The following is a 16179-nucleotide window of genomic DNA, read 5'->3' as shown; positions in this document are numbered from 1 at the left end:
CGGCCGGAGGTGGATCACAATCGGCCGGTGACCGGTTTCGTCGAACAACTCACCGCCGAGGTCGACGGCGACGTGCTCGCCGCCCCCGGCGACCGCGCGCTGTACTCCGTCGACGCGTCCAACTACCGCCACGTGCCGGCCGTCGTCGTGCGGCCGCGGTCGGTGGACGGGGTGGTGGCGGCGGTCGGGGTGGCCGTCGCGCACGGCGTGCCGATCACGCACCGGGGCGCGGGCACCTCGATCGCGGGCAACTCGGCGGGCGCGGGCCTGGTCGTCGACTTCTCCCGGTACCTCGACCGGGTGATCTCGGTGGACCCGGTCGAGCGCGTCGCGGTGGTGCAGCCGGGGGTGGTGCTGGACCGGCTCAACGACGCCGCCCGGCCGCACGGGCTGGTGTTCGGCCCCGACCCGTCGACCCACTCCCGCTGCACGCTCGGCGGCATGATCGGCAACGACGCGTGCGGCGCGCACTCCGTCGCCTGGGGCAAGACCAGCGACAACGTGCGCGCGCTCGACGTGCTGCTGGCCGACGGCCGACGGTTCGACACCCGCACTCCCCCGCCGCTGGACCTGCCGGCGGTGGACCCGTCGTGGTTCCCCGCGCTGGACCGGCGGGTGTCGGGCTACCGGCTGGACGCGCTGCCGGACCTGACCCGGGCGCTGGTCGGCTCGGAGGGCACGTGCGCGACCGTGCTCGGCGCGACCGTGGAGCTGGTGCAGGCGCCGCCGCGCCGGGTGCTGGCCGTGCTCGGCTTCGACGGCCCGTACGACGCCGCCGACCTCGCGCCGCAGCTGCGCGAGCTGGACGTGCTCACGGTCGAGGGGCTGAACGCGGAGCTGGCGCGGGCGGCGGGCGACGCGCGGCTGCTGCTGCCGCCCGGCGAGAGCTGGCTGTTCGTGGAGACCGCGGAGGACTCGGTCGCGCACCTGGCCGCCGCGCTCGCGCCGCACTCCGTGGTCGTGACCGACCCGGCACGGCAGCGCGCGCTGTGGCGGGTCAGGGAGGACGGCGCGGGGCTCGCGACCCGGATGCCCGACGGCGGCGAGGCGTGGTCGGGCTGGGAGGACGCGGCCGTGCCGCCCGAGCGGCTGGGGGCCTACCTGCGGGAGTTCGACGCGCTGCTGGCCGGGCACGGCCGGCGCGGCATCACCTACGGGCACTACGGCGAGGGCTGCCTGCACGTGCGGATCGACTTCGACTTCCGGCGCGGGCACCGGTCGTTCCTCCAGGACGCGGCGGACCTGGTGGTGGCGCACGGCGGGTCGCTGTCGGGCGAGCACGGCGACGGGCAGGCGCGGTCGGAGCTGCTGCCGCGGATGTACCCGCCGGCCGCGATCGAGGCGTTCGGGCGGTTCAAGGCGGCGTTCGACCCGGGCAACCTGATGAACCCCGGCCGGATCGTGGCGCCCGCGAAGCTGGACGACGACCTGCGGGTGCTGGTGGCTCCCCCGGTCATCCCGACCCGGGCGGCGCTCGCGCTGCGCGCCGACGGCGGCGACCTGGCGGCGGCGACGCGGCGGTGCGTGGGCGTGGGCAAGTGCCTGAACACCTCCGGCGGGGTGATGTGCCCGAGCTACCGGGTGACCAGGGAGGAGAAGCACTCGACGCGCGGCCGGGCGCGGCTGCTGTTCGAGATGCTGAGCGGGCAGGTGGTGCGCGGCGGGTGGCGGTCGGAGGAGGTGCGCGACGCGCTGGACCTGTGCCTGGGCTGCAAGGGGTGCAAGCGGGACTGCCCGGTGGACGTGGACATGGCCACCTACAAGGCGGAGTTCCTGCACCACCACTACCGGGGACGGGTCCGGCCGGCGGCGCACTACTCGATGGGGTGGTTGCCGCTGTGGCTGCGGCTGCGGCTGGTCAACCCGGTGACGGCGCGGTTCGGGCGGTTCGGCGGGGTCGCGCCGGAACGGCCGCTGCCGACGCCGGTGCGGTCGTTCCAGTCCCGGTTCACCCCGGTCGGCGGCGGTGACCGGGTGCTGCTGTTCCCGGACACGTTCACCAACCACTTCGAGCCGGGCATCGGGTTCGACGCGGCGGCGGTGCTCGGTCACGTCGGGCAGGCGGTGGAGGTGCCGAAGGGCGCGGTGTGCTGCGGGTTGACGTGGTTCTCCACCGGTCAGCTCGGGGTGGCGCGGCGGGTGGTGCGGCGGACGGCCCGCGTGCTGCGGCGGTGGACGCGCGACGGCGTCCCGGTGGTGGGGCTGGAGCCGAGCTGCACGGCGTTCCTGCGGTCCGACGCGCTGGAGGTCGCGGGCGACGACCCGGACGTGGTGCGGCTGGCCGGGTCCGTGCGCACGTTCGCCGAGCACGTCTCGCCGCTGCTGGAGCCGGTGCCGGGCGAGGGGCGCGCGGTCGTGCAGCCGCACTGCCACCAGTACGCGGAGCTGGGGCTGGACGCCGACCGGGAGCTGCTGGCCAAGACCGGGGTGGGCGCGTCCCTGCTCGAGGGGTGCTGCGGGCTGGCGGGCAACTTCGGGTTCGAGCGCGGGCACTACGACGTGTCGATGGCGGTGGGTGAGCAGACCCTGTTCCCGGCCGTGCGGTCGGCCGACGGGGGCACGGCGGTCGTGGCGGACGGGTTCAGCTGCCGCACGCAGGTCCGCCACGGCACCGACGCGGAGCCCGTGCACACCGCCACCCTGGTGCGGCGGCGGTTGGGGATCTAGGACCCGGTCCAGGTCGCGACCCGGTACTCCGCGAACCGGCCGTCACGCACGCGCAGGACGTCGTTGCCGGTGGCCAGGCGGGCCTGGTGACCTCCGGCACCAGGGTGGGCAGGCGGTCGTGACCATGGCGTGGCAGGTGCTGCCGGGGGACGGGTCCGCGCCGCGCGCCCGGGACGCGAACCCGGTTGGCCGCCGCGTGCCGCGCCGGTCACCGCGCTGCTCAGCGGCGGGTCTGCTCGGTGACCCAGGCCAGGTAGTCGGCGTTGCCGCCGAGCACCGGCAGCGCCACCACCTCGGGCACGTCGTAGGAGTGCCGCGCCTTGACGAACTCGGTCAGCTCGTCCACCCGGTCGTAGGCGGTCTTGATCCACAGCTGCCACTCGCGGTCGTCGTGCACCTCGCCGTCCCACCGGTACACGCTCCGGATCGGGCCGCCGACCTGCACGCACGCCGCCAGCCGCGCCTCCACGATCGCCTTCGCCAAGGCGCCCGCCGCGTCCTCGCTGTCGGTGGTGGTGATGACCACGACGTGGTTGTCGTCCATCCACCGGAGGGTAGCCGCCGGCCAGCGGAGGTCGGCGGCTCGTGCTCGCCCGTCCGGGGAGCCGCGGCGTCAGCGGGTCGTGCTCGCCCGTTCGGTGAGCCGCGGCGGCAGCAGCGTCAGCGGCGGTGTCGGCGTGCGGTCGAGCTTGGCCATCAGCAGCGCCACCGCGTGGTGGCCGAGCTGCTCGGCCGGCACCGCCACCGAGGTCAGCGGCGGCATCAGCCGTTCGGCCTGGTCGTCCGGGCAGATCGCGATCACGGCGATGTCGTCGGGCACCTTGCGCCCCAACGACCGCAGCACCTCGACCACGGACGGCAGCGCGGCCTCGTTGTGCACCACCAGGCCCGTGACCGCCGGGTGCCGTTCGAGCAGGCCGGTGATGGCGACCCGGACCGACTCGTGGTCGGTCTCGGTCGGCAGCGTCGTCGACGAGACGCCGCGCCGCATCGCCGCCGCGCTGAACCCCGCCATGGTGCGGTGCGCGAAACCGGTGTCGCGCTGGTAGACCGCGCGGGGCGCGCCGACCAGCGCCACGTAGGTGTGGCCCAGGTCGGCCAGGTGGTCCACGCACCGCGAGCCCGCCTCGGCGAAGTCGAGGTCCACGCACGTCAACCCGGCCGCGTCGGCGGGGAAGCCGATGAGCACCGACGGCCGGTCCAGGTCGCGCAGCACGGGCACGCGCTCGTCGTGCATCTCCACGTCCATCACCAGCAGCCCGTCGACCTGGGCGCTGCCCGCCACCCGGCGCAGCCCCGCCGCGCCCTGGTCGGCGGTCACCAGCAGCACGTCGTGGTCGTGCCGGCGGGCCGCGTTGGCGACCGCGACGACGAACTGCATCAGCACCGGCATGTGCATGCCCTCGCGCATCGGCAGCACCAGCGCCAGCACGTTCGCGCGGTTGCTGGCCAGGGACCTGGCGCCCGCGTGCGGGTGGTAGCCCAGCGCCCGCACGCTCGCCTCGACCCTCGCCTTGGTGGCCGAGGAGATCGAACGGCGGCCCGTCAGCACGTACGACACCGTGCTGGGCGCCACCCCGGCGTGCCGGGCCACATCGGCGATCGTGACCATGTCAGCGCACCTCCTTCACGCGCACGCCCGCGGTCTGGGCGGTGAGCACCAACGACGTGCCGTCGAACGAGATCCGGGTGCCCGGCGGCGGCGCGGACCGCGACCCCGGCGCCACGTCGTGGAACGAGATCCACGCGCCTTCGCCGGTGAACACGACCTCGTCGTCCACCAGCCGCACGCCGTCGCAGTCGTCGAAGTCCACCGCCGCCAACGGGCCCGTCCGCGGCCCGATCCGCTCCCCCGGCACGTCCACCACCAGCCGGGACCGGATGTCGCGCGACGACGAACCCGCGCACAGCTCGTACCGCCCGGCCTCCACCACCCGGCGACCGGTCGTGACGTCCCAGTGCCACAGCCGGTCGGTCCGCAGCCGCACCACCGCCGTCCCACCCGGCGCGAGGAACACCCGCTCGAACGACTGGAGCTCGCGCACCGGCCGGCGCACCCGCGAGTCCAGCGCCGACGAGTACAGCTGCACGACCTCCGCGCCCGCCACCTCGCCGGTGTTGGTCACCGACACCGCGGCCACGCCGTCGGCCCACGTGAGGTCGGAGTACTCGAACGTGGTGTAGCTCAGCCCGTGGCCGAACGGGAACAGCGGCTCGCCGGTGAAGTACAGGTACGTGCCGCCCGCGCGGATGATGTCGTAGTCGAAGATGTCCGGCAGGTCGTCGTCGGAGCGGTACCAGGTCTGGGTGAGCCGGCCCGACGGGCAGAACGCGCCGAACAACGCCTCCGCGACCGCCCGGCCCTGCTCCTGACCGCCGTGCGCGGTCCACACGACGGCGGGCAGGTGCCGCTCCTCGCCGTCCAGCGAGTACGGGTAGCCGCTCACCAGCACCACCACCGTGTTCGGGTTGGCCTCGCGGACCGCGCGCACCAGGTCCAGCGACGGCAGCCGCAGCGTGGTGCGGTCCTGGGTCTCCCGGCCGTTGATGTGCGGGTCGTTGCCGAGCACCAGCACGGCGGTGTCGGCCCCCGCCGCCACCTCGGCCGCCGCGGCGACGCCGTCCACCACGCGTTCGATCGCGAACGGAGCGGTGTCCGCGCCGTGGACCTTGTCGCGCAGCACCACGCCCGCGTCGGTCAGCCTCGGCTCGAACAGCTCCCGCACGTCCCAGCCGCCCGGCGCGGTCGCGGTGGCGACCAGCGAGCCGTCCTCGGCCACGCCGAGGTAGCGCCGCGAGCCCACGTCGCGCAGCGTCCACACCCCGTCGCCCCAGTCGAAGCGGTCGAACAGCGCCCGCTCCCCCAGGCCCACGACGCCGCCGCGCACACCGAGGTAGCGGCCGTCCGCCGCGCGCAGCGCGATCCGGTCGACGCCCTCGGCGTAGGAGACCGAGGAGGCGAACTCCTCCAGCCCCCTCCGCACGGTCACCTGGTAGGGCAGCGTGCCGCTGTACCAGTCCTCGAACAGCGCGTCGGCGTGCGTGCCGATCACCGCGAGCTTCGCGCCGCGCGCCAGCGGCAGCGCGGACTCGTTGCGCAGCACCACGACCGCCTGCCGGGCGGCTTCCAGCGCGAGCTCGCCGTGCGTGCCGATCACGTCGGAGGTGATGGCGGCGTACGGGTTGTCGTCGACGGGGTCGAACTCGCCGAGCCGGAACCGCAGCGCCAGCACGTTGCCCACCGCGCGGTCCACCGCCGACCGGTCCAGCAGGCCGTCCTTGATCGCGGTGGTGACGCTCTCGACGGTCAGCGAGGGGTCGGCGTCCTGGTCGGTGAAGCTGTCCACGCCCGCTTCGAGCATCGCCGCGTGCGCCTCGGCGTGCGTCGGCAGGTGCGCCTGCAACCCGGCCACGTTCGACGGCGCGTAGGCGTCGCTGACGACCGCGAGCCCGTTCGGCGCCCAGGTCCGCAGCTCCTGCTCGATCAACGGGCTCAGGTGCGCGGGCCGGCCGTTCACCAGGTTGTACGACGGCATCACCGCGACCGCCGCACCCGCCTCGACCGGGCCGCGGAAGCACGGCAGCTCGTACTCGTGCAGGACGCGCGGCCGCAGGTCCGACGACGTGACGCAGCGGTCGTCCTCGTTGTTGTAGCCGAGGAAGTGCTTCACCGTCGGCGCCGTGCGCAGGTAGCGCGGGTGGTCGCCGCGCAATCCCGTCGCGTACGCCGTGCCCATCGCCGCGGTCACCGTCGGGTCCTCGGAATAGCCCTCCTCGTTGCGGCCCCACCGCGGGTCGCGCAACGGGTTCACCACCGGCGCCCACACGTTCAGCCCGTGCGCCACCGGGTCGCGGTGGTGGAAGCCCCGCGCCTCGACGCCGACCGCCTCGCCGACCCGCCGCACCAGGTCGGTGTCCCACGACGAGGCCAGCCCGACCGGCTGCGGGAACACCGTGGCCGGACCCAGCCACGCCACGCCGTGCACCGCTTCCATGCCCGTGTGGAACCCCGCCAGGCCCAACCGCGGCACGGGCGGCTGGTGCTGGTGCAGCAGCGCCACCTTCTCCTCGTCGGTCAGCCGGCCGAGCAGGTCGGTCACCCTGTCCTCGACCGGCAGACCCGGATCTCGGAACGGCAGCGGGTCCACGGCACACCTCTCGCGGTCGTCGAATTGTTCGAAGGTGCAGCTCACTGAATCGAATCGTTTCGATCGCTGCGACAACGGCGCCGACCGGAGTCAGCTGGCGGGGTGCCAGAAATGTGGCACAGCTCTCTCACCGGCGTCAACACCGAAGTTCCGGAGTTGTGCCACCGGCGAAGTCCACGTCGAGCACAATCGATTGTCGAGACGTTCCACGACACGCCGAACACCCCCCTCACCACGTCGTGAGGGGGGTGCCGGCGACCTTCTTCGGTCTACCCGAACAGCTCCACGTGCAGCTGGAACGCCGTGGCGATCTCAGCTTGCGCCCAGAACCGGTGGTAGGTGAAGGTCGGCGCGGGGCCGCCGTCCAGGTACGCCTGGACCTTCGGCCAGTCCTTGTCCTGCTTGAACATCGAGCGGATGTCCACGAAGGACACACCGGGCTTGATCTGGTCGCCGTTGGGCATGTCGCCCGACCAGCCCGACGGAACGTACGGACCCTCGCGCGTCGTCGAGTTGTAGACGTCGTCGAAGCGGTTGTAGTCCTTGCGCTCCTCCGGCACCGAGATGCCCTTGTCGTCCTTGTGCGCCAGCAGCGCCGTCAACAGGCCCTCACCGACGGTCTTCGCCTGGGCGTTGCCCGACTTGGCCGCGTAGTTGAGGAGCGTCTTGGCGTAGGACGCGGCGATGCCGACGTCCTGGCTGTGGTTGAGCACCGTGACGCGCAGGTTCGCGTTGGCGCCGGGGCTGGTGGCGTTCCAGTTGTCCGGCGCGCCGGTCCACTCCAGGTCCGACGGGATCTGGAACTGGCCGCCGGTGCCGACGGTGGTGTTCGCGATCGCCCAGGGGACCCACTTGTCGAGGATCTTCTTGGCCGCCGCGTTGCCCGTCTTCTCGTACAGGGCCGCCGTGCGCTCCATCTGCCACGCCTGGAAGCCGAACCAGCGGTTCGACGGCGGGTCGCGCCACACCGGGTGCGGGTCGTAGTACATGCCGTAGAACGTCGGCGTGCCCGACGGCGGTGCGGCGTACTGGCCCTCCCAGCTGTTCGTCACACCACCGGCGATGGCGCCGTCGGCGGACTGCAGCCACTGCAGCAGCTCCAGCTGCCGGGTCATCGACGTGGCCCAGTCCTGCTGGCCGGTGGTCGACTTCGGCTTCAACGCGGGCACGTTGGCCAGCGCGTAGGCCGCCAGCGGGTTCTGGTAGCCCTGGTGCGAGGCGCCGTCACCGATGCGCCACGCCCACCCGGCCGACGTGTCGGTCGCGCCACCCCAGGCGTAGTACCAGGACATCAGGTAGTGCGCGCTGTCCTTGCCGGTGCCGGCCGCGCAGCTGGGGCTGGTGCAGTTGCCGATCTTCTTGAAGTACTTGTCGAACATGGCGTAGCGGAGGTAGTCGCCCATCTTGGCGGCCTTCTCCAGCTCGGGCGCGATCTCGGTCGCCTTGCCCTGCTCGGTCGCCCACTCCTGCGCCAGCATGGCCACCTGCACCGCACGCGCGTCGGCGTCCGGGGCGTTGGTGTACTTCCACTGCTTGGCGTAGCTGGCGTCCTTGGTGAACAGGTCGAGGAAGCCGTTGGGGCCACCGTGCGCGAAGGTGTCGCAGGACGGCTGCGGGATGGTCTCCCACACCGACTCCGACGAACCGCGCTGGTAGGTGTTGATGTACGCGGGCGCCGCGTCGGACTCGTCGCCGCACCGGCCGAAGCCGTAGGTGTTGTCAACGTCGAGGAGCCAGTGCATGCCGTAGATGTCGCTGTTGCCGTAGGCGGCCTTCAGCTCGGCCGCGATCGGGTCGCGACCCACCGGCACGCCGGAGTCCAGCACCGACGGGTACTGGTCCATCCGCGGGTGCTCGGGCGCGTACGTCGCGGGCTTGGACGCGTCGTACTTGTCGTTGGTCGGCTGGTCGACCTTGGCCGGGATGATGTACTTCTCCATCGACGCCCAAGCCTTCTTGAACGGCGCCCAGTCACCCACGATCTTGCCGTAGCTGGCCTCGAGCCACAGGTAGTAGCTGAACGCCTCGGACGTGGTCTGGTGACCGTGGTCCGGCGCCTCGACCATCAGCGTCTCGATCGAGTGGTACGGCACCTTCAGGCCATCGGAGAAGGTGCGGAAGTAGCCGCTCGCCGGGTCGTTGATCTTGGCGTAGAGGTCCAGGAACTCCTGCTCGAACGTCGAGGTGTCGGCGCTGGTCTCCTTGACCTCCACCGACGCCGCCGTCACACCGGTGGCGCTCGCGGTGAACGTGGCCGTGGCCAGCTCGCCGCCGTTGGCCGCCGAGGTGACCGTGACGTTCTGCTTGGTCGCCCAGTTGCTCGGCGTGAACGTCAGCGACGCGGGACCGGCCGTGAGGTCGGTGCTGCCGGCCGAACGCGCCACGGCGACCGTCACGTTCGCGGTCGGCGCGGTGGCCAGCGAGACGCCGAAGGTGCCGGTGCCGCCCTGCCGCACGCTCAGCGACGGCGGGCTGACCTGGATCGCCTGGCCCGCGATGACGCGGATGCTGGCGATGCTGGAGTTGCCGATGCCGCCCTTGTCGTCGGTGGCGCGGGCGACGATCGCGTGCTCACCCACGGCCGCGCCGGTCCACGAGCCCGTGTACGGGGCGCTCGTGTCGGTCGCGACGACCACGCCGTCGGCCAGGAACTCGACCTTGGCGACGGTGCCGTCGGAGTCGGCCGCGGTGGCCGCCAGCGGGACCGCCTGGCCGACCTGGAACGACTGCGCCGTGGTCGGCGAGGTCAACGACACCGTCGGGTTGGCGTTGACGTTCGGACCGGTGCACCGGGTGCCGTTGAGGGCGAAGTCCGTGGGCGGCCGGTTCTGGCCGGTCCACGAGCCGTTGAAGCCGGGCGTGACGCTGGCGCCCGTGCCCAGGTTCGGCGACCAGCTCGGCGCGGCCACCGTGACGACGCTGCCGCTCTGCGAGAACGTGCCGTTCCAGCCCTGCTGCACGCGCTGGCCGTCCGGGAAGGTCCACGTGAGGCGCCAGTTGTTGACCGCGTCACCCTCGTTGCGGATCGACACGTTGGCGCCGAAGCCACCCTGCCACTGGTTGGTGACCTGGTAGTTGACCGTACAGGCCACGGCTGCGTTCGCCACCGGCGCGACGAACGGCATAACACCCGCGGCGGTCGCCGCCGCGGCTATCAGCGCGAGCGGACCGGTGCGCAACCGTCCCGCTCTGGTGCGGTACCTCATGCGTCCTCCTCCTGCACGGATCAGCCATTGACCCGCGAGCTTGAAGCGGCGTGGCGGAGAGTGGAGTCGGCACGGGACGCCTGGGCGCGCAGAACGCCCCGTGCCGAGACTGGTGCTAGGGCTCGGTGCCCCAGGTGAGGGAACCGCCGGTGTAGGCGGTCACCCGGTCGAAGTCGGTGAGGGTCGCGCTGACCCGGTAGCTGTGGTCGTCGGCCTGGTTGAAGGTCGACCAGTCGGACTTGGCCACCCGCAGCTGGATGTCGCCGGTGCTCGCGCCCGCGGCGAGCGTGCCCGCGGCGAACGACACCTGGAGGTAGGCGTCCGCCCCCGGCCGGGCGTTGGGCAGCTTCACCACGGTGGCGCGCACGTTGGCGCAACCGACCACCGCCCAGTCGCAGAACACCTGGTAGTTGGCGTTCGCCGTGTCGCCGGTGAACCAGTACCGGAGGGTGATCGCGGACCGGTCGACCGCCGCCGTGCCGCGGTTGACCACCGCCAGCGTCGCGCCGATCTGGTTGGCCGAGGCCGAGCCGCTGCCGCGCTGCTGCACGGCGATCGGGCCGGTCGGGCCGCCGGTCGTCGTGCGGAACGTGACCGCGGTGCTCGCCGCGGAGACGTTGCCGGCGGCGTCGCGGGCGCGGACGGCGAAGGTGTACGCGGTATCGGCGGTGAGGCCGGTCAGCTGGTGGCTCACCCCGGTCGTGGTGGCCGCGACCGTGCCGTCCGGGCGCAGGATGTCGTAGCCCACCACGGCGTTGTTGTCGGTGGAGGCGGTCCAGGTGATCGTCGCGCCGGTGCTGGTGATCGCGGAGGCCGCCAGTCCACCCGGGACGGTCGGCGCCTCGCGGTCGCCGTTGTCCGCCACGGTGATCACGATCGGCGTGCTCGCCGCCGACGCGTTGCCCGCCGCGTCCTTGGCCCGCACCGAGAAGGAGTGCGAGCCGGGCGCGAGACCGGAGAGGGGGAACGTCGGGGTGGCCGTGGCACCTACGACTGTGCCGTCCGCCCGCAGCACGTCGTAGCCGGCCACCCCGACGTTGTCGGTGGAGGCGTTCCAGCCCAGGGTGAAGGTGTTGTTCGGACCGGTGACCGCCCGCAGCCCGGTGGGGACGGTGGGCGCCTCGCGGTCCACCACCGCCGGACCGGGCTCCTTGCCCCACTGCACCGCGCCGTCCTGCACGAGCACCAGGCGGTCGGTCAGCGCGACGGTGTTGCCCGTGCCCAGGCCCTCGAAAGACCAGTCGTTCGAGGGGTCCCAGGAGCCGGCGCTGGTGATGCGGAACTGCACCTCGTGCTTGTGCGCGGACTGGCCGCCCGGGTACACGCCGGGGCACGGCACGTCCACGTAGTACACCGAGCCGCTGTGCTGCTTGGGCGCGCTCGGCGTGCCGCACTGGTTGTAGTTGGTGGTGACGGTGATCTGGTCCGGCGTGGTGGCGCCGTCGAGGGTGAAGTAGTAGCGCAGCGAGCCGTTGAACATCCGGGCGGGCCACGCGGTCTTGTTGAGGACGAACGCCTTGATCTCGGTGAAGCCGGTCGCGCTCTGGTTGACCGAAGCCTGCACGGTCAGCTCGGGGCCGTCGGTGGCCTCCGCGACCGGGAAGTTGGCCAGCGGCGTGCCGCCGTACTCCTGGTAGAGCCGGGCCAGCGCGCCGGTGAAGCCGGCGTTGTAGTCCAGCGCGACCTCGTTGGCGACGAAGTCGGTGCGGTCGTCCTTGTAGGCGTCGTTGTTCGTGCCGGGGCCGCCGACCAGCGCGCCGTACAGGACGTGCCTGCTGGTCACGGGGTCCTGCATGGTGTCGGCCCACGCGCCGTGCGCGGTGCGGTGGTGCGGGTTGCGCGGCGGGTTGGCGCCGAAGCCGACGACGTAGCTGGCGCTGCGCGGGTTGTCGCCGAGCGCGTAGTTGATCTGCCGCACGCCGAAGTCGTGGTAGGTGGCCGCCTTGGCGGCGTCGCGGTCGCGCAGCCAGTCGCTGTAGACCAGCGCGACGAACGCGGTGTTGGCCGCGTACCGCAGCGAGCCCCAGGTGTCGAGGTGCGCCTGGCCGCCCGGCGAGTACCGCACCCGGTTGCCGTTGTAGCCGGTGGTCCAGTAGTCCAGCCACCGGTTGGCGTCGGCGACGTACTCGGCTTCCCCGGTCAGCTTGGCCAGCAGCGCGTAGGCGCCGTAGGACTTGTCGTCCCACGCGATGGTCCAGCGGTACGAGCGCGTGGTGGTCTGCGGCTCGGTGGACAGCTTGGGGTACTCCGCCTTGGCCTTGGCCAGGTAGCTCGCGTCACCGGTGGCGCGGTAGAGCCAGATCGCGCCCCACACGAGCTCGTCCTGGTAGCCGCTCCAGGAGTTGTAGAAGTTCGCCGAGTCGGTGATGCAGGAGCTGTACTTGCCTCGGTAGGTGTCGGCGAAGCTGTAGAGCTGCTTGGCGTGGGTCAGCAACGTGGCCGAGTAGGTCGGGTCGGTCGCCTTGAACACCATCGAGGCCGACGCCATCGCCGCCGCGTACTCGCCCGCGAGGTCGGAGCCGGGGCAGGAGGCGTCCACCTTGTACGCCGGGCGGGCCATCTGCATGACCTCGGCCGCGCCCCACCACTTGTGGTCGTCGTCGCCCTTGCCGACCTGGCCGTACACCACGTTCGCGGACGGGTGCGCCTTGATGATCCAGTCCGTGCCCCACTTGAGGTTGGCCATCAGGTGCCGCAGCTGGCCCGAGCTCTCGTAGGCCGCGCGGTTCTCCACCGCGCCCCACGCCAGCATCGTCATCGTGGCACCGAACGGGAGGCCGAACTTGACGTGGTCACCCGCGTCGTAGAAGCCGCCCGAGAGGTCCAGGCCCACGTCGCTGCCGTCGCGCAACGCCGAGTCGCCGCGCCAGTTCACCCGGTTGTCCGCGGGCAGGTCGCCGGACCGCTGGGCGTCGTAGAACCAGATCGACTTCTGGAGGGCCTCGCCGTAGTTGAACGCGGGCGCGGCCGTCGCGGACGGCTGGAACGGGGTCAGCGTCAAGGCGCTGACCAGCACAGCGAGTGTGCCGGCCAGTGCTCCGGACATGCGTCGTCGCATGCGGTGCCTCCGAGGGGCAGGGCGGTGGAGGTTTCTGGGAGCGCTCCCAGTCGGGGACTGTAACGGCATCGAAACACCGTGAAAAGAGGGTTCAGCCACAAAGGCTTGACAAGTTGGGCTTCGAGGCGTTCCGCCTCTGGGCCGAACGACGGCACGCGCTGAGCCGAATGACCCAGCGTGGGGGAGCGCTCCCAGAAAGTGACCACGGCGCGGTGCTACCTCGCCCGGCAGGTCAGCTCGGGCGTGGACGCCGGGCCGCTCGCGGTGTACCCGAAGGACCCCGAAGCGCCGGGGGCGAGCGTGCCGTTCCAGCCGACGTCGTCCACGGACACCGACGTGCCGGCCTGGGTCAGCTTGCCGTTCCAGAGCGAGGTGATCGCCTGGTCGCCGGACTTCGCCCAGGTGACCGTCCAGCCGTTGAGCCGGGCGGTGCCGGTGTTGGTGACGGTCACGTCGGCCTGGAACCCGCCCTGCCAGGAGGACGTGACGCGGGCGGTGGCCACGCAGCCGCCGGGCGGTGGCGCGGTGGTCGTGGTGGTGGTGGTGCTCGTAGTCGTGGTGGTGGTTGTCGTCGTGGTGGTGGTGCTGGTCGTCGTGCTGGTGGTCGTGGTCGGGCTGTAGCTCAGGCCGAACCCGAGCGGGTACAGGGCCGCCTTGCCGTCACCGGCGTTGATCGGCTGCTGCGAGCCACTGGTCATCCAGGTCACGGGCAGCTTGCCGGTCGGGTTGTGGTCGCCGAAGAGCACGTCGGCCACGCCGCGGCCCTCGGTGCCGGGCAGCCACGACGCGAGCAGCGCGTCCCAGTCGCCCACCTGGTTCGCGATGTCCATCGGACGCCCCGACACCAGCACGACGACCACCGGGACGCCCGCCGACCGCAGCCGGTTGATCGTCTCCAGGTCCTCGCGGTCCAGGCCCAGGCCGTACGGCCGGTCACCCTGGCCCTCGGCGTACGGGGTCTCCCCCACCACCGCGATGGCCGCGGTGTACGAGCCGTCCACCCCCGCGCCGTACCGGTCGTGGGTGATCGACGCGCCGGAGCCGACCAGGTCGCGGATGCCCTGGAGGATCGTCGTGCCGGGGGTGACGTTGCCGCTGCCGCCCTGCCACGAGATCGTCCAACCGCCGCTCTGGTAGCCGATGTTGTCGGCCGACTTGCCCGCCACGAAGTACTTGCCGGACTTGCGCAGCGGCAGCACGCCGTCGTTGCGCAGCAGCACCTGCGACTGCCGCACCGCCTGGCGGGCCAGGTCGCGGTGCGCGGCCGAGCCGACCGTCGAGGTCAGCGACCGGTCGGTGAGCGGGCGCTCGAACAGGCCGAGCTCGAACTTCTTGGTCAGGATGCGGCGGTTGGCGTCGTCGATCCGGGCCGTGCTCACGCGTCCGGCCTGCACCTCGCCCTTGAGCAGGCTGGTGAACCGCTGGTAGTCGGTCGGCACCATGACCATGTCGATGCCCGCGTTGACCGCGGCGGCGACCTCGGCGCCGGTGAACCCGGTCGCGCCGTCGAGCTGGTCGATCCCCGCCCAGTCGGAGACCACGAACCCGGTGAAGCCCAGCTCGGTCTTGAGCAGGTCGGTGATCAGGTAGCGGTGGCCGTGCGCCTTGACGCCGTTCCAGCTGCTGTAGGAGATCATCACCGAGCCGACGCCCCGGTCCACGGCCGCCTTGAACGGCGGCAGGTGCACCGAGCGCAGCTCCTGCTCGCTGATCCGCGCGTCGCCCTGGTCGTCACCGCCCTCGGTGCCGCCGTCGCCGATGAAGTGCTTGGCCGTGGCGAGCACGGAGCTGGGCGTGCCGCCGAGGGTCGCGCCCTGGAGGCCGTCGATGTAGCTGGTCATCGCGGTGGGGATCTCCGGCACCTCGCCGAACGACTCGTAGGTGCGGCCCCACCGGTCGTCGCGCGCCACGCACAGGCAGGGCGCGAAGTTCCAGTCGATGCCGGTGCCCGCGACCTCCTTCGCGGTCGCCTCGCCGATGCGCTCGACCAGCTCCGGGTCGCGCGTGGCGCCCAAGCCGATGTTGTGCGGGAAGATCGTCGCGCCGCGCACGTTGTTGTGCCCGTGCACCGCGTCCACGCCGTAGATCAGCGGGATGCCCAGCGGCGTGGCCATCGCCGCGCGCTGGAAGCCGTCGTACATGTCGGCCCAAGCCTGGGGCGTGTTGGTGGCCGGCGCGGAACCGCCGCCGGACAGCACCGAGCCGATCCGGTAGGCGGCCAGGTCCGAGGTCGACTTGAGCGCGCCGCGGTCGACCTGGGTCATCTGGCCGACCTTGTCGTCCAGCGACATCCGGGCGAGCAGCTGCTCGACCCTCGGGTCGGCCTGGGCCGCCACCTGGGCGGTGGCCACGGGCCGCAGGTGCGGCACGAGCACGGTGGCGGCGAGGGCGACGGCGGCCAGCAGGGCCGTCGTCGCGGCCACCGCGACGGGTCGGGAGGGAGTGCGCGTCATTGCGGTGCCTCCGGGTCGGGAACAGGGCCCGAGAATGGGCTGGGAGCGTTCCCAGACTAGGAATGTCCGGTTTAAAGCACCAGACTTGCGCTTTTCGGAGCAGCGCCACCGCGACCGCACAGCGTAATTCGACAACTTTTTCGACATCAACTTCGAACGCGCCGTGACCCGGATCTCACTCACCCGATCGGACCAGCGCAGGCCAAAAAATGTGACCGACGGTGGCGAACACCGCGTTCATCGGCAGGCGACCGGTCTCAGGTGCGGTTCATCCGGCGTTTTCTTCACGGACCGTATAAACCATCGTGAGCTACCGGCCGATCACGGCCTCTTTTCTTCACCGTTTCCCACTGGCTACAGTCCTGCCACCTGGGAGCGCTCCCAGGTCAAGTCAGCCCCCGTTCAGCACCGACGCTGCGAGGACCCGATGCGAGCACACGACGCCCACGGCCCCGGCCACCCGACCCACGAACCGCGCCACAAGGCCAGGCTGGCGACGGCCGGCGCGCTGTCCGGCGCGTTGGTGGCCAGTGCGGTGGCCCTGGTCCTCGGCGGCGGCGCGACGACCGCGCAGGCGGCCGACTCCGCGTTCTACGTCGACCCGAACACGTCGAGTGCGAGGTGGGTCGCGGCCAATCCCGGTGATT

The 16179-nt window shown here is 72.0% G+C and carries 7 protein-coding genes and 2 pseudogenes; 2 read left to right on the top strand and 7 right to left on the bottom strand.

What is annotated here, in order from left to right; genetic code table 11:
* Nucleotides 1-27: 27 nt before the first annotated feature.
* Entirely contained in the window at nt 28-2667 is a 2640-nt protein-coding gene (locus ACIQMJ_RS37645) for an FAD-binding and (Fe-S)-binding domain-containing protein (protein ID WP_499765794.1), read from the top strand.
* Nucleotides 2668-2887: 220 nt separating this feature from the next.
* On the opposite strand, the gene cutA is transcribed toward ACIQMJ_RS37645, so the two are convergent.
* The 7 genes and pseudogenes from cutA to ACIQMJ_RS37610 all read right to left on the bottom strand — a co-directional run.
* Nucleotides 2888-3211 carry a divalent-cation tolerance protein CutA gene (gene cutA / locus ACIQMJ_RS37640; RefSeq protein ID WP_499765793.1) on the bottom strand — a complete coding sequence of 108 codons (324 nt, stop codon included), beginning with the start codon at nt 3209-3211 and terminating at the stop codon, nt 2888-2890.
* 69 nt (nt 3212-3280) lie between these two features.
* Entirely contained in the window at nt 3281-4279 is a 999-nt protein-coding gene (locus tag ACIQMJ_RS37635) for a LacI family DNA-binding transcriptional regulator (RefSeq protein ID WP_499765792.1), read from the bottom strand.
* A 1-nt stretch (nt 4280) separates the two neighbouring features.
* Nucleotides 4281-6815, bottom strand: coding sequence for a beta-glucosidase family protein (locus tag ACIQMJ_RS37630; protein ID WP_499765791.1), 2535 nt, complete (start codon nt 6813-6815; stop codon nt 4281-4283).
* A 269-nt stretch (nt 6816-7084) separates the two neighbouring features.
* Nucleotides 7085-10021, bottom strand: coding sequence for a glycoside hydrolase family 48 protein (locus ACIQMJ_RS37625; protein ID WP_499765790.1), 2937 nt, complete (start codon nt 10019-10021; stop codon nt 7085-7087).
* Nucleotides 10022-10136: 115 nt separating this feature from the next.
* Entirely contained in the window at nt 10137-13079 is a 2943-nt protein-coding gene (locus ACIQMJ_RS37620) for a glycoside hydrolase family 9 protein (RefSeq protein WP_499765789.1), read from the bottom strand.
* Nucleotides 13080-13294: 215 nt separating this feature from the next.
* Complete coding sequence (locus ACIQMJ_RS37615) at nt 13295-13582, bottom strand: cellulose binding domain-containing protein (protein WP_499765874.1); 288 nt, start codon at nt 13580-13582, stop codon at nt 13295-13297.
* A gap of 114 nt (nt 13583-13696) precedes the next feature.
* Nucleotides 13697-15532 (bottom strand): annotated as a pseudogene (locus tag ACIQMJ_RS37610) (glycoside hydrolase family 3 protein); the annotation flags it as partial.
* A gap of 427 nt (nt 15533-15959) precedes the next feature.
* Between ACIQMJ_RS37610 and ACIQMJ_RS37605 the strand changes: the two are divergent.
* Nucleotides 15960-16179 (top strand): annotated as a pseudogene (locus ACIQMJ_RS37605) (hypothetical protein); the annotation flags it as partial.

Source organism: Actinosynnema sp. NPDC091369 (assembly GCF_044757065.1).
Classification (GTDB): domain Bacteria; phylum Actinomycetota; class Actinomycetes; order Mycobacteriales; family Pseudonocardiaceae; genus Actinosynnema.
This window is presented reverse-complemented; position numbering and strand designations above follow the sequence as displayed.

What these genes read in the sequence shown, in the direction of transcription:
- cutA (WP_499765793.1), bottom strand. Translation starts at nt 3,211, where the DNA reads ATGGACGACAACCACGTCGTGGTCATCACCACCACCGACAGCGAGGAC.
- ACIQMJ_RS37635 (WP_499765792.1), bottom strand. Translation starts at nt 4,279, where the DNA reads ATGGTCACGATCGCCGATGTGGCCCGGCACGCCGGGGTGGCGCCCAGC.
- ACIQMJ_RS37625 (WP_499765790.1), bottom strand. Translation starts at nt 10,021, where the DNA reads ATGAGGTACCGCACCAGAGCGGGACGGTTGCGCACCGGTCCGCTCGCG.
- ACIQMJ_RS37620 (WP_499765789.1), bottom strand. Translation starts at nt 13,079, where the DNA reads ATGCGACGACGCATGTCCGGAGCACTGGCCGGCACACTCGCTGTGCTG.